Origin of the sequence: Mycolicibacterium vulneris (assembly GCF_002104765.1) — a bacterium.
Lineage (GTDB): Bacteria > Actinomycetota > Actinomycetes > Mycobacteriales > Mycobacteriaceae > Mycobacterium > Mycobacterium vulneris.
On record NZ_NCXM01000019.1, the window covers coordinates 1 to 20,747 of the forward strand.

Annotated in this window: 21 protein-coding genes; 7 read left to right on the forward strand and 14 right to left on the reverse strand. The window is 68.4% G+C overall.

Going from position 1 to position 20,747, the window contains the following annotated elements:
* Positions 1–109: 109 nt before the first annotated feature.
* Positions 110–1,276 (forward strand): acyl-CoA dehydrogenase family protein, encoded by a 1,167-nt coding sequence (locus tag B8W69_RS18155; protein WP_085291201.1) that lies wholly within the window; start codon positions 110–112, stop codon positions 1,274–1,276.
* Positions 1,277–1,300: 24 nt separating this feature from the next.
* Positions 1,301–2,185 (forward strand): 3-hydroxyisobutyrate dehydrogenase, encoded by an 885-nt coding sequence (gene mmsB / locus B8W69_RS18160; protein ID WP_085291202.1) that lies wholly within the window; start codon positions 1,301–1,303, stop codon positions 2,183–2,185.
* A 2-nt stretch (positions 2,186–2,187) separates the two neighbouring features.
* Here the strand turns inward: mmsB and B8W69_RS18165 are convergent, their stop codons facing one another.
* The 5 genes from B8W69_RS18165 to B8W69_RS18185 are packed head-to-tail and all read right to left on the reverse strand — an operon-like array spanning position 2,188 to position 7,164.
* Positions 2,188–2,694 (reverse strand): MarR family transcriptional regulator, encoded by a 507-nt coding sequence (locus B8W69_RS18165; RefSeq protein ID WP_065030707.1) that lies wholly within the window; start codon positions 2,692–2,694, stop codon positions 2,188–2,190.
* 8 nt (positions 2,695–2,702) lie between these two features.
* Complete coding sequence (locus B8W69_RS18170) at positions 2,703–3,764, reverse strand: pyridoxal phosphate-dependent aminotransferase (RefSeq protein ID WP_085291203.1); 1,062 nt, start codon at positions 3,762–3,764, stop codon at positions 2,703–2,705.
* Positions 3,764–4,783 (reverse strand): 3-oxoacyl-ACP synthase III family protein, encoded by a 1,020-nt coding sequence (locus tag B8W69_RS18175; RefSeq protein ID WP_085291204.1) that lies wholly within the window; start codon positions 4,781–4,783, stop codon positions 3,764–3,766. The genes B8W69_RS18170 and B8W69_RS18175 overlap by 1 nt, the downstream gene beginning before the upstream one ends.
* A 7-nt stretch (positions 4,784–4,790) precedes the next feature.
* The gene (locus tag B8W69_RS18180; RefSeq protein ID WP_085291205.1) at positions 4,791–5,438 is read right to left on the reverse strand and encodes a DUF8713 domain-containing protein; all 648 of its coding nucleotides are present in this window, start codon (positions 5,436–5,438) and stop codon (positions 4,791–4,793) included.
* Entirely contained in the window at positions 5,419–7,164 is a 1,746-nt protein-coding gene (locus tag B8W69_RS18185) for a thiamine pyrophosphate-binding protein (protein ID WP_085291206.1), read from the reverse strand. The genes B8W69_RS18180 and B8W69_RS18185 overlap by 20 nt, the downstream gene beginning before the upstream one ends.
* Before the next feature lie 79 nt (positions 7,165–7,243).
* Between B8W69_RS18185 and B8W69_RS18190 the strand changes: the two genes are divergently transcribed.
* Positions 7,244–7,939, forward strand: coding sequence for an ABC transporter ATP-binding protein (locus B8W69_RS18190; RefSeq protein ID WP_085291207.1), 696 nt, complete (start codon positions 7,244–7,246; stop codon positions 7,937–7,939).
* Positions 7,936–10,452, forward strand: coding sequence for an FtsX-like permease family protein (locus B8W69_RS18195; RefSeq protein ID WP_085291208.1), 2,517 nt, complete (start codon positions 7,936–7,938; stop codon positions 10,450–10,452). The genes B8W69_RS18190 and B8W69_RS18195 overlap by 4 nt, the downstream gene beginning before the upstream one ends.
* On the opposite strand, the gene B8W69_RS18200 is transcribed toward B8W69_RS18195, so the two are convergent.
* From B8W69_RS18200 to secY, 8 genes are read right to left on the reverse strand one after another with little or no spacing between them, the layout of a single operon-like run.
* A complete protein-coding gene (locus B8W69_RS18200) occupies positions 10,439–11,062 on the reverse strand; it encodes a class I SAM-dependent methyltransferase (RefSeq protein ID WP_085291209.1) in 624 nt (207 codons plus the stop codon). The two genes, B8W69_RS18195 and B8W69_RS18200, sit on opposite strands and share 14 nt — an antisense overlap.
* Entirely contained in the window at positions 11,059–11,625 is a 567-nt protein-coding gene (locus tag B8W69_RS18205; protein WP_085291293.1) for a DUF4389 domain-containing protein, read from the reverse strand. The genes B8W69_RS18200 and B8W69_RS18205 overlap by 4 nt, the downstream gene beginning before the upstream one ends.
* 23 nt (positions 11,626–11,648) lie before the next feature.
* Positions 11,649–12,866, reverse strand: a complete 1,218-nt coding sequence (locus B8W69_RS18210; RefSeq protein ID WP_085291210.1) for an FAD-dependent oxidoreductase — start codon at positions 12,864–12,866, stop codon at positions 11,649–11,651.
* Positions 12,867–12,880: 14 nt separating this feature from the next.
* Positions 12,881–13,600: an anti-sigma factor family protein gene (locus tag B8W69_RS18215; protein WP_085291211.1), complete on the reverse strand. Its 720-nt coding sequence runs from the start codon at positions 13,598–13,600 to the stop codon at positions 12,881–12,883.
* 30 nt (positions 13,601–13,630) lie between these two features.
* Positions 13,631–14,176: a sigma-70 family RNA polymerase sigma factor gene (locus B8W69_RS18220; RefSeq protein WP_085291212.1), complete on the reverse strand. Its 546-nt coding sequence runs from the start codon at positions 14,174–14,176 to the stop codon at positions 13,631–13,633.
* Positions 14,177–14,235: 59 nt separating this feature from the next.
* Positions 14,236–15,039, reverse strand: coding sequence for a type I methionyl aminopeptidase (map, locus tag B8W69_RS18225; RefSeq protein ID WP_085291213.1), 804 nt, complete (start codon positions 15,037–15,039; stop codon positions 14,236–14,238).
* A gap of 2 nt (positions 15,040–15,041) precedes the next feature.
* Positions 15,042–15,587, reverse strand: coding sequence for an adenylate kinase (locus tag B8W69_RS18230; protein WP_085291214.1), 546 nt, complete (start codon positions 15,585–15,587; stop codon positions 15,042–15,044).
* The gene (gene secY, locus B8W69_RS18235; RefSeq protein ID WP_085291215.1) at positions 15,584–16,909 is read right to left on the reverse strand and encodes a preprotein translocase subunit SecY; all 1,326 of its coding nucleotides are present in this window, start codon (positions 16,907–16,909) and stop codon (positions 15,584–15,586) included. Before secY ends, B8W69_RS18230 begins: the two co-directional genes overlap by 4 nt.
* A gap of 278 nt (positions 16,910–17,187) precedes the next feature.
* Between secY and B8W69_RS18240 the strand changes: the two genes are divergently transcribed.
* From B8W69_RS18240 to B8W69_RS18250, 3 genes are all read left to right on the forward strand, one after another.
* Positions 17,188–18,102 carry a class I SAM-dependent methyltransferase gene (locus tag B8W69_RS18240; RefSeq protein ID WP_085291216.1) on the forward strand — a complete coding sequence of 305 codons (915 nt, stop codon included), beginning with the start codon at positions 17,188–17,190 and terminating at the stop codon, positions 18,100–18,102.
* A 115-nt stretch (positions 18,103–18,217) separates the two neighbouring features.
* The gene (locus B8W69_RS18245) at positions 18,218–19,150 is read left to right on the forward strand and encodes a class I SAM-dependent methyltransferase (protein ID WP_085291217.1); all 933 of its coding nucleotides are present in this window, start codon (positions 18,218–18,220) and stop codon (positions 19,148–19,150) included.
* Positions 19,147–20,079, forward strand: coding sequence for a class I SAM-dependent methyltransferase (locus B8W69_RS18250; RefSeq protein ID WP_085291218.1), 933 nt, complete (start codon positions 19,147–19,149; stop codon positions 20,077–20,079). Before B8W69_RS18245 ends, B8W69_RS18250 begins: the two co-directional genes overlap by 4 nt.
* Here B8W69_RS18250 and B8W69_RS18255 read toward each other — a convergent pair.
* Positions 20,076–20,744, reverse strand: coding sequence for a GNAT family N-acetyltransferase (locus B8W69_RS18255; protein ID WP_085291219.1), 669 nt, complete (start codon positions 20,742–20,744; stop codon positions 20,076–20,078). The two genes, B8W69_RS18250 and B8W69_RS18255, sit on opposite strands and share 4 nt — an antisense overlap.
* Positions 20,745–20,747: the final 3 nt, after the last annotated feature.

The following is a 20,747-nucleotide window of genomic DNA, read 5'->3' on the forward strand; positions in this document are numbered from 1 at the left end:
CGTCGATCACCTTCTACACCAAGACCAAAACCGTGACGTCGCGGTGGCCGTCCGGCATCAAGGACGGCGCCGAATTCGTCATTCCCACAATGGATTAGGTTCGCTGCTTATGGCTTCATTTACCCTCGACGACGACGAGCGGGTGATCACCGAGACGGCCGCCGCGTTCGCCGCCAAGCGCCTGGCCCCGTTCGCCCTGGAATGGGATGCGGCCAAACATTTCCCGCTCGACGTGCTGCGCGAATCCGCCGAGCTCGGCATGGCGGCGATCTACTGCCGCGAGGACGTCGGCGGCAGCGGGCTGCGACGGCTCGACGGCGTCCGCATCTTCGAGCAGCTGGCCATCGCCGACCCCACCACCGCCGCGTTCCTGTCCATTCACAACATGTGCGCGTGGATGATCGACACCTTCGGCACCGCCGAGCAGCGCAAGGAGTGGGTCCCGCGGCTGGCGTCGATGGACGTCATCGCCAGCTACTGCCTCACCGAGCCGGGCGCCGGGTCCGACGCCAGCGCGTTGAGCACCCGCGCCGTCAAGCAGGGCGGCGACTATGTGCTGGACGGCGTCAAGCAGTTCATCTCCGGCGCGGGCGCCTCGGACGTCTACGTGGTGATGGCAAGGACGGGAAGCCAGGGACCGCGCGGCATCTCGGCCTTCGTGGTCGAAAAGGGCACCGCGGGGCTGAGTTTCGGCTCCCTCGAGGAGAAGATGGGCTGGCACGCCCAACCCACCGCGCAGGTGATCCTGGAAGGGGTCCGAGTGCCGGCCGACGCGATGCTGGGCGGCGCCGACGGCGAGGGCGCCGGATTCGGCATCGCGATGAACGGCCTCAACGGCGGTCGGCTCAACATCGCCGCGTGCTCACTCGGCGGCGCCCAGGCCGCCGCGGACAAGGCCGGGGCCTATGTTCGCGATCGGCAGGCGTTCGGGTCGTCCCTGCTCGACGAGCCGACCATCCGGTTCACCCTGGCCGACATGGCCACCGGACTCGAAACGTCGCGAATGATGTTGTGGCGGGCGGCCAATGCGCTCGACGCCGACGATCCCGACAAAGTCGAGTTGTGTGCGATGGCCAAGCGCTACGTCACCGACACCTGCTTCGAGGTCGCCGACAAAGCCCTGCAGCTGCACGGTGGCTACGGCTACCTGCGCGAGTATGGTCTGGAAAAGATCGTCCGCGACCTGCGGGTGCACCGAATCCTGGAAGGCACCAACGAAATCATGCGGGTGGTCATCGGCCGGGCCGAAGCCGCACGGGTCCGCGCAACCGCATAGACAACCGCATAGAAAGGTCTCCAGATGACCGAGCACCTGACGGTGGCCTTCCTGGGCCTGGGCCACATGGGCGGTCCCATGGCGACCAATCTCGTTGCGGCCAAACATGCGGTGCGCGGATTCGATCCCGTCCCCGCCGCGCTGTCCGCGGCGGCCGAGGCCGGCGTCACCGGATTCGACAGCGCCAGCGACGCAGTGGCCGGGTCTGACGTGGTGATCACCATGCTGCCCAACGGGGAGCTGGTCAAACGCTGCTACGCGGAGATCCTGCCCGCCGCGCGACCCGGCGCGCTGTTCATCGACAGCTCCACGATCTCGGTCGACGATGCCCGCGAGGTGCACGCGCTGGCCGAATCGAGTGGCGTCGCACAGCTGGACGCCCCCGTCTCGGGTGGGGTGAAGGGCGCCGTCGCGGGGACGCTGGCGTTCATGGTGGGCGGCGACGAGGATGCTTTGCTACGGGCGCGGCCGGTGCTGGAACCCATGGCGGGCAAGATCATTCACTGCGGCGCGGCCGGAGCTGGACAGGCCGCGAAGGTGTGCAACAACATGGTGCTGGCGGTGCAGCAGATCGCGATCGGCGAGGCGTTCATCCTGGCCGAGAAGCTCGGGGTGTCCGCCCAGTCCCTGTTCGACGTCATCACCGGGGCGACCGGCAACTGCTGGGCGGTGCACACCAACTGCCCTGTGCCGGGCCCGGTCCCGACGTCCCCGGCCAACAACGACTTCAAGCCCGGCTTTGCCACCGCGCTGATGAACAAGGACCTCGGCCTGGCGATGGACGCGGTGTCCTCCAGTGGTGCCGCGGCGCCCCTGGGTACACACGCCGCCGAGATCTACGCGGAATTCGCCGCCGAGCATGCCGATAAGGACTTCAGCGCCGTCATCGAGATGCTGCGCGGCAGCTGAGCTCAGAAGTCACCGGCGTTGCGCCGCAACGTCTCGATCGTCGACGCCAGGTCCTGCGATTCGGCGTCGGTCATCCCGATGTCGGCGAAGACCTGCTTGTTGAGGGTGACGGTGGCGTCCTCGACCGTGGAGCGGCCCAGCTCGGTGATCTGCACCAGCGTGGTGCGCCCGTCAGTGGGGTGCGGCACCCGCTGCACCAGCCCGTCGGCCTCCAGCCGGCGGATCGCGTGGGTCACGCTGGTGACGTGGACCTGCAACCGATCGGAGGCCTTGGTGATGGGCAACGCCCCGGTCCGGCTGAAGGCCAGCAGCCGCAGCAATTCGTACCGCGAGAAGCTCAGGTCGTAGGGGCGCAGGGCCGTCTCGACACGGGCCAGCAGGATCTGGTGCGCGCGCATCACCGAGGTCACCGCCACCATGCCCGGTGCCACGTCGCCCCACCCGGCGCGCTCCCAATTGGCGCGCGCCGCCGCGATCGGATCACGCTTCTCCGGTTGTGATTGCGCCACGCCCCTTCTTACCGCACTTGGCGCCCGAGCGGAGCCTTTCCCAACGCCGACAGCACCGCCGTCGTCGACGCGCGGCCGCCCACGGTGATCCGCGCGCCACCGTCCGCGTAGTACCGCACCCGCGGCCCGCTGTCGCCGAAAACCTCACGCCAGGGCCGAGACTGCCTCCCGCTGGACGGCAGATACGTGAAATTCGCGTGGGCGTCGGTGGTGTAAATCCCCATCGCGCTCAGGTGCATCCGGAGATAGCGGCGTTCGGCGGTGATCAGCCGGACCCGCCGCAGGAGTTCGTCTTCGGCGCCATAGGACGCCGCGACGGCAAGCAGGCTGGTGATCGCGATGCCGAACGGCAGCTGCTGGGACCACAGCATCGCGGCCAGCTCGCGCGAGGCCACCGCGTACCCGATCCGCAGCCCGGCCAGGCCGTAGGCTTTGGAGAAGGTGCGCACCACCACCACATTGGGAAATTGCGTGACCAATGCCGCCACGTCGAAACGGCGTTCGGCGGCGGCGAACTCGACGTAGGCCTCGTCGAGCAGCACGACGGTGTCGCGCGGTACCCGGTGGAGAAACCGAAGGACAGCGGCCGTGGGCTCCAGCGTGCCGGTCGGGTTGTGCGGCCGGCACAGCACCACCACACGGGCCTGCGCGGCCGCGTCGGACAGCGCGCCGAGGTCATTGTGGCCGCTTTCGTCCAGCGGAACGAGCGACGGATTCAGCCGCGCCATCTGCGCGACGATTGGATAACCGTCGAAAGTCGGCGAGGCCATCGCCATCGTGTCCCCCGGCGTGGTCAATGCCTGCAGGGCTTGCAACACGACCCCCGTCGCCCCGGCGCCCAGCACCACCCGGTCGGCGGGCACACCGATATGCGCCGCGATCACCTGCCGTAACCGCTCCGGCAGGAACTCCGGATACCGGTTCGCCGCGCAGACCGACCGAATCAACGCCGAACGCACCGCCGGCAGCGGCGGAAAGGGATTCTCGTTGAGCGACAAGGCGAACGGATCCACCGCGTTGGGCAGCGCATCGCAGATCTCGCCGGACATCAGCGGTGAAGCGGGTTGCATCAGCCTCGCCCGCCCCAGCGCACCGCGGCGGCGCCCGCGAAGTCACCGGCGTGCGCGAACGCCGCCATCATGACCACCTGCCCGGCCTGGATCTGCCCGTCGGATATCGCGCGGTCCAGGTTGATCGGAATCCCGGCGCCGAACAGGTTGCCGCACTCATCAAAGGTGTCGCGATGGCGGTGCGCGGGCAACTCGAGCGCGTCACGCCAATTGCGCAGAAAGGCCCGGTTCGGCTGGTTGGTGACCAGCAGGTCGATATCCTTGGCGGCCAGCCCGATTCGATCGCACACCGCCAGCGTCACCTCGGGAACCTGCCGGTTGCCTCGGGCCAGCACCTTGGTGATCTTGCTTTCGGTGAAGCCGATGCTGCCCTCGCCGACACCGGCCTGCCACCATTTGCGCGGCGGGTCGTAGGAAAGCGTCATCTCACCCGCGTACTCGCCGAAGGTGCGGCACTCGACATCCAGGATGGGCGACTGCTCGCCCAGCGTGACAAGGCCCACCGCGGCGCCGTCGCCGGGCACCGCCGACTGCGCCTTGCGGCGAATCGTCGGTTGATCGAAGAATTGGCCGGCCGCATTCTGCGCGATGGCGATGAGCGCGGTGCGTCCCTCACCCGCCGCCAGTAGCTTACGGGCCACGTTGAGCGCCAACACAAATGCGGCGCAGCCGCCGTTGTTCAGGTCGAGCACCCAGGACGGCCGCATGCCCAGTCGGTGCGCGACGCCACCGCCTTGGCCGTAGAACGCCATGTCGGGCACCTGGGTGTGGGTGATCAGCACATCGGCGCCCTCGACCACGCCATGGCCATGCCGCTCGATCAGGCCCTGGGCCGCGCGTTCGATCATGTCGATGGAACTCTCGTCCGCGGCGACGTGATGGCGAAACTTGGGGGCGCGAAACATCACGTTGTCACGCAGGTCGTCGGATTCGGCGAATTGCGCGTAGTAGTCGGCCGGGATCGGCTCGCCCGGCAGATAGGTGGCGACGTCGATCAGGCTGACGCTCGGCTTACCCATGCCGCACTCACCTCATCCATACCGGCGTCACCGGCAGCCCGTTGCGGTGCCGGTACTCGGCGATCGCCTTGAGGTTGCGCATCTCCAGCAGGTGGCCGGCGCCGAACATGTCCCAGAAGTCGCCGACCCATACCGGTCGCTGGGCCGGCGCGGTCTCCGGATACGGGTTGTGGTCATAGAACGGGTGGCGGCAATTGGTCCACAGCACAACCGATCCCGGCCTGTCCAGGACGGTCTGGGCGTCGATGACGCGCATCAGGTAGATCATCCACAGGTGCTTGCCCTGATCCCAGGCGCAGTGGTAATCGACGGTCCGCGCCTGCGCGTTGGCGACGGTGCGGGTGTAGATCTCGGTTTCCGAGCCGAGCCGGTCGCGGGCCAGCCACAGCCCGGGTTCGTTCGTGGGGGTGAAGCCGCGCAGGCTGTAGGTCCACTCCTCCAGGCTGCGGGTGTCGGCCATGTACTCGAACAACTCGTCGGGCGGACAGTCGACGTAGTCGTTGACGGTGCAGTACTGCCCGAAGACCTCATCGTGCGGGTACACCGAGCGCATCATGTCCATGATGATCGGCGTGGCCTTCTCCCTGGGGCTGGTTTCGATGCGGGTGACCCCGTCGATGAGGTCGGGGATGTCCTCAAGCGCTGGCAGCGACATTATTCTGAATCTCCTTGTCGAATGAAACCTGGCTCACAGCGCCGTCTTTCGAGGCAAACGCGGCGAGAAATGGGGCGAACGGGGGGATCTCGTCAGCGGCGCACTCGACGCTGATCACCGCCGGGCCGTCGATGCCGAGTGCGGTGTCCATCGCCGCGGCAAGCCCAGCGGCGTCACTGACGTCCACCGACGTCAGGCTCGGGAACATCGCCGCCAGGCCGGCACCGAGCCGGCTGGGACGAAAACGGTTGTAGCTGTATACGTCGTCGTAGAACAACTGCTCGCGGGTCACACACATGGCGTGCGCGTTGTTGTTGAACAGTACGAACGTCATCGGTAGCCGGTATTGCAGGGCGGTGTGCACCTCCATGCCGTGCATGAAGAACGCGCCGTCGCCGGCGATCACCACGGTGCGGCCGCCGGGCCGGCCACTGTTGGCGCGCCCGAACGACATTCCGATCCCGGCGCCGAAGCTGTAGCCCATGCCGCCCATGCCGAGCGCGACGACGAACCTGCCGCCGCAGCGCGCCGGGAGGTAGTGGATCGCAGAAGCGCCGGTGTTGCCGGCGTCGACCACGATGTCGGCGCCGTCGGGCAGGACACCGTCCAGCACCGCCATCGCGTCGCGGTACCGCAGACCCGGCCCGGCGCAGGGCGGCGGCGTCATCTCGACGGGGCGGGCAGTGCCGGCGATGCGCGGACCGGTAGGACGCGCGCGGCCCCGAAGCGCCCGGCTCAGCGCGCGCAGCGAGGCGCGCAGATCATCGGAATGCACGTGCGTGCAAACGAGATACGGCGGCGCCGATCCGATCGAGATCGTACGCACCGCCGCGAGTGCGTCGTCCAGGCCGCCGCGCGCGGTCACCGCCAATCGCGTGCCGACGATCAGGCACACCGCGCTGGCGGCCACCTCCTCGGCCACGTTGCGGTGGCCCATCACACCGGTCACCCCCAGCAACGATGCGGACCCGACGCCCGGCGCACCGGCGACGTCCTTCGCGTCCGGGACCGTGGCGACCCCGGCGTGCAGCAGCGCCCGCAGCTCCTCGAGCTCGGCACGGGCATCGTCGCGGGCCACCTGCTCGCCGGCGATGATGGTGATCGAGCCCCGGGCCCGGCGCAGTTCCCGGGCGATCGGACGCGGGTCGCCGGTCGGCGACCGCCCGCCTCCCACATCACGATGGTGATGCCCGGCGTCAATGAATTCCTGCTGAATGTCCTTGGGCAACAACAACACCGCCGGGCCGCCGGTAAGCGCCGCTGCGATGGCCCGGGGCAGAACCGAGACGATGTCGGCCGGCCTGCGCAGCCGCTCGCAGAACACCGATACCGCCGAGAACAGCGTCTCGGCGTTCAGCGATCCGTTCGCGCCGCTGGTGTCCTGGAAGCTGCCCTGGCCGTCCATCGTGCTGGCGGGCTGACCGACCAGCGCCAACACCGGGACCCGGCTCGTAAACGACTCACCCAGGCCGGCGACGAGATTCAGCGCTCCCCCGCCCGAGGTCGCGGCGACCACCCCCAGGCCGGCCCCGCTCCGGCTGTACCCGTCGGCCATGGTGGCCGCGGAGAACTCGTGCTTGGCCAGCACCGCGTTGATGTCGGGGTGAAAGTGCGCGGCGTCGTACACGTCCTCGATGTTGGCGCCGTCCACACCGAAGACGTGGTCGACTCCGATTGCCGCTAGGTGCTCGACGATGTGGTCGACCACCCGGTACCTGCCGGGCATGCCTGAAGAAACGAGGTAGCAGCCCGGTCGGTTCATTGTCGTCCGTGAACCGTTTACCGGTCGCCCTCGTGGTGTCTAGATGACCATCGAACTGCGCGACGTGGTGCGCGAGTACACGGTCGGCGGTCAATCGGTGCGGGCACTCGACGAGGTCAGCCTGCGGCTGGCGGACGGGCAGTTCGTGTCGGTCGTCGGGCCGTCCGGGGCGGGCAAGAGCACGCTGCTACACCTGCTCGGCGCCCTGGATTCCCCCGATTCCGGGTCGATCGCGTTCGACGGCGAAGAGATCGGCCGCCTCAGCGACGAAGAGCAGTCGCGGTTCCGTCATCACCGGGTGGGTTTCATTTTCCAGTTCTTCAACCTGTTGCCGACCCTGTCGGCGTGGGAGAACGTGGCGATCCCGAGACTGCTCGACGGTGTCCGGCTGGGCAGGGCCAGACCGGACGCCATCCGGCTGCTGGATCGGGTCGGGCTCGGCAACCGGACCCAGCACCGGCCGGCGGAGCTGTCCGGCGGCCAGATGCAGCGGGTCGCTGTGGCGCGCGCGCTGATGATGAACCCGCCGTTGATTCTGGCCGACGAGCCCACCGGAAACCTCGATTCCACCACCGGCGCATCCATTTTGGCGTTACTTGCCGAGGTCGCGCACGAGGACGGCCCGGGCCGGCTGGTGGTGATGGTGACCCACAACTCCGATGCGGCCGCGGCCACCGATCGGGTGATCACGCTGCAGGACGGCCGGGTCGGTTCGGACGTCATGGCGGTCGCCGGGTGAAAGCAGGGCCGGCGATCACGGCCACGGCGAGCAGGCTGCGGGGGTTCAGCCTGCGTGAGCTCGCCACCCATCGCCGCCGCACGTTCGCGTCGATCGCGGTAATGGCCGTCTCGGCAACGTATTTGGTTTCGGTGTTCGGAATCTTCGGGTCGATCACCGGATCGGTCAGCCGGCTGGCCGACGGGATCGCCGGCGTCGCCGCGCTCGAGGTCTCCGGCATCACCGACGCCGGATTTCCCGACTCGATGCTGGCCGAGGTGGCCGCGGTCCCGGGCGTCGCCACCGCGGCGCCGATGATCCGGACGTCGGCATCCACCCCGTCGGGGCCGGTGCTGCTGCTGGGCGCGGATGCGAGCACCGCCGTTCTGGGTGGCGCCCTCAGGGACGCGCTACAACAGGGGGGCGCCCAGCCCCTGCAGGCGTCGCCCTCGACGCCGGCGGGAGTTCGGGTCGGACCGCGCGTCGGCTATGCGAAAGGCCAGGAATTCCAACTGGGTTCGGCATCGGTCACGGTCACCGACGTGCTCGCGGGCAAGCAATACGCGGACCTCAACGGCGGGCACTACGTGCTGGCGCCGCTAGCCTTGGCGCAGAACGCCGCCGGCCGCACCGGCCAACTCGACTCGATCCTGATCGCCACGAAGGCCGGTGCCGACCTCGGCGCGGTGCGCGCGGCGGTCAGCGGCGCCGTGCACGGCCGGGCGATCGTCGCGGCTCCCAGCTTCCGGGCGGCCCGGGCCGGCGACGGTGTCAGGCTGATGAACTACATGGCCCTGCTGGGCGCCGCGGTCGCGTTGGTGGTCGGCGCGTTTTTGATCTACACCACGATGACGATGGCGATCACCCAGCGGCGGCCGGTTATCTCGATGCTGCGCGCGATTGGCGGCCGGCGCGTCACCATCGTCGGCGACATGCTCGCCGAGGCCGCGATTCTCGGGCTGATCGGCGGAGCCATCGGGTCCGGCGTGGGAATTGTGGCGGGTCACATCGCGATTGGCCGGCTGCCGCCGGCGGTGACACAGGGGCTCGAAGCCCGCGTCCAGTATTGGCTGCCCGGTTATGCGATACCGCTGGCGCTGGCGGTGACGGCACTCACCAGCGTGGCGGCGTCGGCGATGGCAGCACGGCAAGTGTACAAGGTCTCACCGATCGAGGCGCTGGCCCCGGTGGGGGTCTCGGCGGCCGACGTGGTGCCCCGCTGGCTGCGCATCGCCTGTGGCGTCGGGGCGGTCGCGGTGTTGGCGGCGTCGACGTCGATCGTGACCGGCCAGCGCGGCAGCTACGCGGTCGTCGCGATGGCCGCCCTGCTGGGCGCCGAGATCGCCCTGGGCTTCGCGCTCACCGTTCCCATCGTCAAGGCCACGGCGGCGACGGCGCGTTTGTTCGGATCGGTCGGGGCACTCGCGGCGGCCACGATCCGGCGTGCGCCGCGCCGGGTATGGGCGACGGTGATGACCGTGCTCATCGGGGTGCTCACCACCGTCGTGATCACCGGTACGAACGCCGACATGATCCGATCGGCGCGGGACATCTTGTCGCCGGTCGCCGACGCCGACGTCTGGGTGAGCGCAGACCCTCCCGACGGTTACCCCACCGACGTTCTGCCACAAGGCATTTCCGACAAGGTCGGCACACTCCCGGGCGTGGCGCAGGTGACCGAAGGCGCGTTCGGGTTCGCCGTCGTCGGCGGTACCCGCGTCCTGCTCGACGGGTTCTCCCCCGGCAGCCACGATGCGCTCTTCCGGGCTCTCGGCGAGCGAGTGCGCGCCGAGGTGCTCGCCGGCAGGGGCGTGGTGCTCACGCAGAATCTGGGCGCGATTCTGCACGTCCGGGCCGGCGAGCAACTGCGGCTGCAGACACCGCACGGCCCGCGCGAGACGCCCGTGCTGGCCCTGGTGCCGTTCTTCTCGACCGTCATCGGCACGGTCGGGATCGACCTCGATCACCTGCGGGCCTGGTTCGATCGCCCGGCGGCGACGACGCTGCAGATCGCCGCTGCCCCGGGGGTGAATCGGCAGCGGCTGCTGGCCACCGTCCGCGAGGCGGTGCCGGCGCCGAATCACGTGTACGACGGTCGCGCGGCGCTGGCGGGGCTGGAAGCTCCGCTGCATCAGAGCATGTTCATCGCCAACGCGGTGTGGGTCATCGTCGTGGTGGTGGCCGGGGTCGCACTGCTCAACACGTTGACGCTGTCGGTGATGGAACGCAGGCGCGAAATCGGTGTGCTGCGCGCAATGGGCGCCAGCCGGCGCTTCGCATTGCGGATGGTCCTGGCCGAGGCGGCCGGAATCGGCGTTGTCGGTGGCGTTTTGGGGCTCGCGCTGGGGCTGACGGACCAATGGCTGTTCAGCCGTATCAGCGGGGACGTGATGAATTTCGAAGTCGGCTTTCGGCTGAGTCCGCTGGCGCTCGCCTTCACGCTCGGGGCTCTGGCGATCAGCCTGCTCGGCTCCCTGCCTCCGGCACGGCGGGCGGCGCAGCTCAACATCATCGCGGCGGTCAGCGTCGAGTGAGGACGGCGAATCCCTGCAGATGGGGTTTGCACGGGAAGGGCACCGGCGTTCGCGGAATGCTGTGCAGCGCGGTGGTATCGAATCCCGCCGCGGCAATAGCGTCGAGGGTCCGCCGGTTCGGCTCACAACCACCGGCCAGCCACGACCACGGCTTGGCGATGAGGTCCTGGAATCGGCCCATCGCTCCATCCCCGCGCACGTGCTCGAGGACGACGAGCCTGCCCCCGGGCGTCAGCACCCGCCGGATCTCGCCGAGGGTGGCGGCCACGTCGTCGACCGAGCACAACACCAGGCCGATATGTACGGAGTCGAAACTGTTCTCCGGGAAGGGAATCGACTCACCGGTCCCCTCGACGATGTCGACCGCGATGCCGCGGCGGAAAGCGAGCCGCGCGGCCATCCGCCGGAATGACGCGTCGGGTTCCACGGCGGCGACCGACGTCACCGCGGCGGGCAGAAACGTCAGGTCGGTCCCGGGCCCGAGGCCGACCATCAACAGCCGGCCGGTCGCGTTGCTCAGCGCGGCCCGTCGATACCGGTGGTAGAACAGCCGGTCGAAAATCGGCTGGCCGTATCGGTAGACGTATGGAAACAGGACATTTCGGATCATCGGCCACCCAAATCCATGCGGAACGGCGGATATTCGTCGCGCATCAACGACACGTAGGCCGCCACCCGGTACCGCCAGCGCACCATGCCCATGAGCAGATCGAAGATGCCCTGCGGGATCGTTCCGGTGGACAACAACGTCAGCGCGGAGACGATGCACAGCACCTGCAGCGGCGCCTCCATCGACCAGCACAGCAGCACCTGCGGGATCGCCAGCAGCCACTTCACCAGCACCGCCCCGTTTTTCAGCCGCTCCGGGTATTCGACCGCGAGATCACCGGGATAGTCGGGCCGAGACGCAAGGGTGAACGGCGGGTACTGGTCGGTGCTGTTCATCGGGAACCGGTAGTTCATCACCCGCCAGGACCAGCGCAGCACCCCGACGTTGAAATCGAAGAGCGGCCGCGGATATCGCCCGGTGCACAGGATGGCCACGCCGGCGGCGACGGTCGCGAGGGGATACACCAGGTAGAGCAGTATCAGAATCGGGTAGTGCGGCAGGGCCAGCACGCACCACTTCACCAGCCACAGCCAGCGGGAGGGCGCATCTAAATCGCCTCGCACAGTTACGGAATCGGCCGGGTGGTTCACGGGCTCGACGGGATCTTGGCCACTACCCCCAAGTTTCGGCTGATTTGAGCTGACATCCGGCGGTGACTCGTGACGCGCAGGAACGTCGTCAGCGCCGAGGCCTGCACCCGGTCCGAGATCAGCGCGGCCGGCCTCAGCACGGATTCTCCGTGTGACACCGGCAGCGACGCCATCCACGAGACGGCCATGACTTTGCGGCGCCGGGTCTTCTCGTACCACCGCAGCGCGCGCGAAACATCGGTGCCGCGGCCGGTTGTCCCGCGACGCACGTCCGCCAGCGCCTTGCACAGCACCATCGTGTCGAGCAGGGCCTGGTTGGTCCCCTGCGCCAGGGTGGGCGGCATCGTGTGTGCGGCATCGCCGAGCAACGTGACCGGGCCACGGCCCGCGCGCGGAATCGGATGCCGAAAATGTGGGAACGGCGAGCGGGCCAGATCGTCGTCGGTCAACGTCGCGAGCACCCGATCGACCGGGTCGGACCATCCGGAGAAGTGTGACCGGATCAGCTCGATCGGACGCTGCGGCCTGACGAAGTCATACGACCACGGCAGGTCGAACCACCACTGCACGTCGGTGCCGCCGGCCGGCCACAGGCCGAGGTTGCCGTGCGCACCGATGATCATGAGCCCGGCATCGGAGTCCGCGACCTCCGGGACGGCGGCCAGCCCCTGCCAGCTGCACCAGCCGGTGGGCCGAGCGCCTTGCGCGCCAACACATTCGCGCACCACCGAGTGCAGCCCGTCGGCGCCGATCAACACGTCGCCCTCGACCGTGGAGCCGTCGCCGAAGTCGACGCGGACGCCGTCGCCCGTGCCGGCCAACGCGATAACCCGGGAGTTGCACCGGATGCGCTCGGTCGGAAACCCGTCCAGCAGCCGGTCCAGCAGAACGCGACGCGGAACCATTCGGACGGGGGCGCCCAGTCGCCGCGCCATCGTGGTCACGTCCAGGGTGGCGAGCCTGCGCCCGGTGGACGTCACGGCCCGCACGCTGGCCAGCCGCCGGCCGGCACCGTCCATGTCGACACCCAGCTGGCCCAGGACCGAATCACCGTTGGACCAGATGGTCACCGCACCGCCGGCGGCCCGCACATCGGGGCGCCGCTCGAACACGGTGACGTCGTGTCCGTCGCGCAGCAATCCGCGGGCGGCGGAGATGCCGGCAACGCCGGCGCCCACAACGAGCACCCGCAGCGCACGCGCGTAGCCGGACACGCTGGCTCCGATCCCTACAGCGAGCGTTGCAGCAGCAACTGGCCACTATCGGCGGCCACCACCTGCACGGCGGCGATCTGATCGATCGGGGTAGAGATCGCGCCCGCGGGCGTCGCGGTGTGGCCGGGCAGGGCCACCCAGGTCGCCAGCCGGGTCTGGCTGCCGTCACGCCCCACCACGACCATCGCCAGCGTGTCGTGGTGCGCGGTCAGCGGGGCCAGGCACACGCAGCGCAGGTCGATCGACGTCCCCCAGTGCTGGCTGCTGACGGCGACCGTCGACGTCAGCAGGCTGGTGCCCACCTGAGCCATCGGCTCCGACGATGCAGTCACCTGCTGGGACGGAGTCGACGACCACCCCTCAAGACCGACGAACACCCCGATGGCCAGCACCGCGGCCGCGGCCGCCGACGCCACCCAGGTCACTACCCGGGTGCGGCGCCGGCGCCAACGAACCGTCGCCAGCAGGGACGGGAGCAATTTTGGAGACATCTCCGGGGCCGGACCGGACTGGTCGATGGCGGCCACTTCGTCGCCGTCGAGCTGGGACAGCAGCGCCGGAACGCCACTGAGGTCGGCGACGGCCTCCCGGCAGGGCGGGCAGTGTGCCATGTGCGTCTCGAATTCGCGGCGTTGCGCGGCCGACAAGGAGCCCAACACGTATGCGGCATCCCACATCGCGTAGCGGTCTTCGGGAGGGCCGAGATCCTGCACCGGCGTCCTCATTTCATCCATTCTTCTCACCCCTCAAGCATTCGGAGGCCCTCATCGGGTAACCCCGAGTTCCTGCAGAGTGAGTCGCAACGCCCGCACGGCATAGTGTAGTCGCGACTTCACCGTTCCCTCGGCGATGCCGAGGTCTGCAGCAGTCTGTGTGGTGGTCCAACCGCGGTAGTAGGACCGCTCGATCACCGCTCGGTGCTCGGCGGACAGCTGGGCCATCGCGTCCGCTATCAGCAACCGGTCCAGCGCCGCATTGACCTCATCCGGCGTGGACTGCTCGGGTGCCCCCGATACGTCCGTGGAGCCGACGACGTTGCGAAACCGCGCGCTGCGCCGATCGTCGATGATCATGTTGCGGGCCACGGTAAACAACCACGCCCGCGCCGAGCGCTCGGTGTCGCCGACGACCTCGGGGTGCTGCCATGCCCGCAGCAGCGTCTCCTGGACCACGTCCTCGGACTGGCTGGCGTCCCCCGTCAGCCGCAACGCGTAACGCCACAGAACCGCGGCGTGTTCGTCGTACAGCGCCTTCATCAGAGCGGCCTCGGCAGCCCCGGACGCCTTCCCAGTGCCAGCAACCCGAGCCACTCGATCACCTCCGACTACTGAAACGAGGCGAGTCGGCGTTTAGTTCAACGCTAGCCCTGCTACGAGGGCAAAGTCAGGATGCGCGGACCGCCGTCGGTGACCGCGACGGTGTGCTCCCAGTGTGCCGCGCGTGATCCGTCGGTGGTGGTGACCGTCCACTGGTCGTCGAGCACCACGGTCTTGCCGGTTCCCAGCGTCAGCATGGGTTCGATGGCCAGCACCGAGCCGGCGGCCAACAGGGGGCCGCGCCCAGGCGAGCCCTCGTTGGGCAGGAACGGATCCATGTGCATCTGGCGGCCGATGCCGTGGCCGCCGTAACCCTCGACGATCCCGAAGGCACGCGAATGGCGGGCCGCGGCGTCGCGCGTGCCCATCTCGATGGCGTGCGACACGTCGGTCAGCCGGTTACCGGGCACCATCGCCGCGATCCCGGCCTCCAGCGATTCCCTGGTCGCCTGGGACAGCGCCTCGTCGGCCGCGTCCAGCGTCCCGACCCCGAAGGTGATCGCGGCGTCGCCGTGCCAGCCGTCCAGCACCGCGCCGCAGTCGATCGACACCAGGTCACCGGGTGCGAGGATCTCGGCGGCCGACGGGATCCCGTGCACCACCCGCTCGTTGACCGACGCGCAGATGGACGCGGGGTAGCCGTGGTAGCCCAGGAACGACGGCACCGCGCCGGCGTCGCGGATCACCGATTCGGCGATTTCGTCCAGGGTCAGCGTCGACACCCCGGAAACCGCGGCCGCGCGCACCGCCTGCAACGCGGCCGCGACCACCGCGCCCGCCGCGGCCATGGCGTCGAGTTCGCCGGCACTGCGCTGCGGCACCACCTTGCGACTCCGCAGCCGCGCCAGCGGGTTCATCCCTACTTGCCCAGCGCCTGCAGCGCGCGGGCGAACACTTCGTCCAAGGTGCCGATGGCGTCGACCGTCTTGAGCTCGTGGCTGTAGTAATCCAGCAGCGGCGCCGTCTCGTCGCGGTAGATCTTCATCCGGTTCAGGATGATGTCTTCGGTGTCGTCGGCGCGGCCGCGGCCCTTCAGCCGCTGCAGCAGCTCGTCCTCCGAGACCCGGAATTCCAGCACCGCGTCGATGTCGGTTCCCCGGCGTCCCAGCATGTCGTGCAGGGCCTTGGCCTGCTCGATCGAGCGCGGGTAGCCGTCCAGGATGAAACCGTTCGCCGCGTCGGGCTCGTTCAGCCGGTCGTCGACGAGCTGGTTGGTCAGCTCCGAGGGCACCAGGTCGCCGGCGTCCAGGTAGCGCTTGGCCTCCAGGCCGAGTTTGGTCCCGTTCTCGATATTGCTGCGGAACAGTTCGCCGGTGGAAATCTGCGGAATCCCCAGCTTCTCGGAGAGCTTCTGGGCCTGCGTTCCCTTACCGGCCCCCGGCGGCCCCAGCAAAACGACTCTCACTTGAGGAACCCTTCATAGTTGCGCTGCATGAGCTGGCTCTCGATCTGTTTGACCGTATCCAAGCCAACCCCAATCATGATCAAAACCGCAGTACCGCCGAACGGCAAATTCTGGACAGCTCCGCCATTGCCGATTTGCAAGAACAAGTTGGGCAGCACGGAGATCGCGCCGAGGTAGATCGATCCCGGCAGGGTAATCCGGCTCAGCACATAACGCAGGTAATCGGCGGTGGGCTTGCCCGGCCGGATGCCGGGAATGAAGCCGCCGAACTTCTTCATCTCGTCGGCGCGCTCGTCGGGATTGAACGTGATCGACACGTAGAAGTACGTGAAGAAGATGATGAGGCCGAAGTAGATGGCGATGTAGACCGGGTCGCTCGGGTCGGACAGGTACGTGCCGACGAACTTGTCCCACCAGCTGTTGCCCACGCCGCCGGCGCCGCTGCGGATCAGCTGGGTGATCAGGTGCGGGATGTAGATCAGCGAGGACGCGAAGATCACCGGGATAACGCCGGCCTGGTTGACCTTGAGCGGCAGGTACGTCGACGTTCCGCCGTACATGCGACGGCCGACCATGCGCTTGGCGTACTGGACCGGGATCCGGCGCTGGCCCTGCTCGACGAAGACCACGCCGACGATGATGACCAGCGCGGCGATCAGGACGGCGGCGAAGATCATCCCGCCGCGGCTGTCCAGGATCGTCTTGCCCTCGGCGGGGATGCGGGCCGCGATGCCGACGAAGATCAGCAGGGACATGCCGTTGCCGATGCCGCGCTCGGTGATCAGTTCACCCATCCACATCACCAGCGCCGCGCCGCTGGTCATCACCAGCACGATGACGACCAGGGTGAAGATGCTCTGGTCGGCGATGATGTCCAGCGAGCAGCCCTGCAGCAGCCCGCCGTTGGCCGCCAGGGCCACGATGCTGGTGGCCTGCAGGACGGCCAGCGCGATGGCCAGATAACGCGTGTACTGCGTCATCTTGGCCTGGCCGGACTGGCCTTCCTTGCGCAGCTCCTCGAACCGCGGTATGACCACCGTGAGCAGCTGCACGATGATGCTGGCGGTGATGTAGGGCATCACCCCCACCGCGAACACGGTGAGTTTGAGCAGCGCGCCACCCGAGAACAGGTTGATCAGCGAATAGATCTGTCCGGCCGCGCCGCCGCTGGCCTCTTTGATGCACTGCTGGACGTTCGGAAAGTTGACGCCAGGGGACGGTAGCGCGGCGCCGACCCGATATAAGACGACGATGCCAAGCGTGAAGAGGATCTTCCGTCTCAGGTCGACTGTCCGCAGCGATGAGATGAAAGCCGAAAGCAACTCTTCCTCCTGCGCAGCCGGGGGTTTCCTGCATCACGCGCCCAACACCCGCAGGCCAGGACGTACGGCCGCCTTAATTGCAGCGCGTCAAACCGTGTACGAGACTAACAGCTGGTCCGACCAGGTCTGGTCAGGGCCTTTCCTGCGACCCCTCGCGGCGCCGTTCACCGGCTGTTTGTGCCGCCGCCGCAACGCGCCCGAAAAACACAGGAAGCCGTAAGCCGTGAGGCGTAGAGTTCCCCTGACTCGTTGCATTTGCTAAATAACTTGGGAGCAGCATGACGCGCACTGACCAAGACAGCTGGGACTTGGCCTCGAGCGTCGGTGCCACGGCCACGATGGTCGCCGCGGCCCGCGCACTGGCCAGCGAGGCCACCAAGCCCATCATCAACGACCCGTTCGCCGCACCCCTGGTGCGCGCCGTCGGCCTGGATTTCTTCCGGCGACTGGTCGACGGTGAGGTCGCCGACTCGGAGGGATACGAGGGCAGCGGCAAGGATCTGGCGCTGGAGACCGACTCCATCGCCGTGCGCACCCGCTTCTTCGACGACTTCTTCCTCAACGCCGCCCGCGACGGGGTTCGCCAGGCGGTGATCCTGGCGGCCGGCCTGGACGCCCGCGCCTATCGGCTGAGCTGGCCGTCTGGAAGCGTGGTCTACGAGGTCGATCAACCCGCCGTCATCGAGTTCAAGAGCACCACCATGTCCAGCCTGGGTGCCGCCCCGACGGCCGAGCGGCGCACGGTCAGCATCGACCTGCGCGAGGACTGGCCGGCCGCGTTGCGCGCCAACGGCTTTGACGTGACGCAGCCGACGTCGTGGAGCGCCGAGGGCCTGTTGATGTACCTGCCGCCCGACGCCCAGGACCGGCTCTTCGACAACATCACCGGGCTCAGCGCGCCCGGCAGCAAGCTGGCCACCGAGTATCACCCCGACACCGCCGGCACGACGATGTCGCAACGCGCCCAGGAGTTCAACGACCGCTGGGCCAAGGTCGGCTGCGACATCGACCTGTCGGGACTGTTCTTCGACGGCGAGCGCAGCAACGTCGTCGACTACCTCACGGCCAAGGGCTGGGAGGTGGCCTCGCGACCGCGCCGCGAACTGTTCGGCGACTACGGGCTGCAATTCCACGACGACGAGGCGATGGCGCAGTTCCGCAACATCGTCGCCGTCACCGCCACCCTGCGCTAGTGGCGATCGCAAGCGCGGCCGCGGCGATCGCAAGCGCGGCGTAGCCGGGCGAGCGGGTCGCCGCATAGTCCAAGCCGGGCGCAGCGGGCCGACACCATCAAGTTAGGAGGCTGCCATGCCAGAGACCGACAGCAAGCGATCAGAGGGCGACAGTTGGGATCTGGCGTCCAGCGTAGGTGCCACCGCCACCGCGGTGGCCGCCCGGCGGGCGCTGGCCTCCAAAGGCCCCGAGCCGTTGATCGACGATCCCTTCGCCGAGCCATTGGTTCGCGCCGTCGGCGTCGAGGCCTTCATCCGGATGATGAACGGAGACATCGAGACACCCGAGGACGATCCGGCGTTCACCCCGCGCCGACTCGGTGAGGGCATGGCGGTCCGCACCCGGTTCTTCGATTCCTTCTTCCTCGACGCCGCCGACTCCGGTATCCGCCAGGCCGTCATCCTGGCCTCGGGGCTGGACACCCGCGCCTATCGGCTGGCCTGGCCGCCCGGGACGGTGGTCTACGAGATCGACCAGCCCAGGGTGATCGAGTTCAAGACCCGCACCCTGGCCGATCTGGGCGCGACGCCGAGCGCCGACCGGCGGGCGGTGGGCGTCGACCTGCGCGACGACTGGCCGGGCGCGTTGGCCGACAGTGGGTTCGACCCGGGCGCACCCGCGGCGTGGAGCGCCGAGGGGCTGCTGGGTTATCTGCCGCCGGACGCACAGGACCGCCTGTTCGACAACATCACCGCGCTGTCCGCCAACGGCAGCAGGATCGGCACCGGCTACGTGCCAGACATGCGGGGCCGCATCGAGAAACGCGGCCGCGAGATCAGCGAGCGCTGGCGGCGCATGGGGCTGGACCTCAACTGGGCCGATCTGGTCTACCCCGGCGAACGCAACGACGTGGTGACCTACCTGTCCGGGCACGGCTGGGACTCGTCGGTGCACACCACCCCGGAACTCTACGCGGCCAACGGTTTTGATTTCCCCGAGCAACCCTCGATGGCCGCCTTCGGCGACATCAGATACGTCACCGCGACATTCACCAAGGGGGCGGCGTGACACGCACCGATCAAGACAGCTGGGACCTGGCCTCGAGCGTGGGCGCCACGGCGACCTGGGTCGCCGCGTGCCGGGCGCTGGCCGGTAACCGGCCTGACGCGCTGATCGACGATCCGTTCGCCGACCCGCTAGTCCGTGCGGTCGGTGCCGAGTTCTTCACCCGGGTGCTCGACGGTGAGATCACCGACGAGACGGGCGGTCTCGATGCCGATGCCGACCCCGATGCGGAGTTCAACCTGCAACGCATGGTCGACATCATGGCCGTGCGCACCCGCTACTTCGACGACTTCTTCACCGATGCAACCGCTTCCGGCGTCCGCCAGGCGGTGATCCTGGCGTCCGGCCTGGACTCACGCCCGTACCGCCTGGCCTGGCCGGCGGGCACCGTGGTGTACGAAATCGATCAGCCGGCCGTCATCGACTTCAAGTCCACGACGCTGGCGAAGCTGGGGGCCCGGCCCACTGCGGAGCGCCGCACCGTGTCGGTCGACCTGCGCGATGACTGGCTTAATGCTTTGCGGGACAAGGGTTTCGACGAGTCAAGGCCCAGCGCGTGGAGCGCCGAGGGTCTGTTGATGTATTTGCCGCCGGAGGCGCAGGACAGGCTGTTCGACGCCATCACCACGCTGAGCGCCCCGGGTAGCCGGCTGGCAACCGAATACCACGACGGCGGCACGCCGCACCTGCTGGAAAAACGCGCGAAGGCGATGGCCAGGCGGTGGGGCCAGTTCGGCTTCGATGTCGACGTGTCGACGCTGGTCTACCGCGGCGAGCGCACGCCGGCGGCGGCGTATCTGACCGCACGCGGCTGGCAGGTGTCCAGGCGCACCCGCGCGGACATGTTCGCCGAGGCCGGGCTGCACATCCCACCGGGTGACAGCATGGAGGCGATGCGCAACAGCATCGCGGTCGACGCCGTTCTGCGCTAACGGTCGGGATTGGCCGCCGGTGCGCGCACCACCATCGGCACCGCGGGGAAACACCACGCCATCTCCGAGCGCGACTTGCGCAGCGCGGCGGTGCCGTAACCCCGCTTGCGGTGATCGGGGTGAATCCAGATCCGGACGTCGACCTCGCCACGGACCAGCTCGCCGAACACCATGCCGACCTTCTCGCCGCCGTCGACGGCCACGAACCACGCGGCTTCTTCGTCGTCGACGCGGCCCAGCGCGGCGCTGATCTCGTCGTCCACGTTGCCGGCCGGTCCACCGGAGCCGTCGCCGGCAAAGCCGATGTCCTCGGTGCGCACGGCGAAGATGTCGCGGTCGGCCGCGGCGGAGAAGGGACGCAGCTCCAGCGTCTCCCCCAGGCTCGCCGGACGCTCGCCCAGGGTGAAGCTGAGCTGCTTGTTCAGGTCTTCGAGTTCGGCGAGGATCTTGCGGCGCGAGTCGATGGTGAGCTGATCGAACGACATGCCCATCACCGCTTCGGCGGCGACGTGCGACGTGTCGAGCAGGCGAACGATCGCCTCCACCGCGGCCGCCTTGTTCTCCGATTCCACGACGACGTCGGCTATTTCGTGCCGTCGTTCGAGGGCTTTCAACAGAGCATCGGCGATTTCGCGGCGGGCGGCTTTGCGGTCCTGGTCGGTCATTGC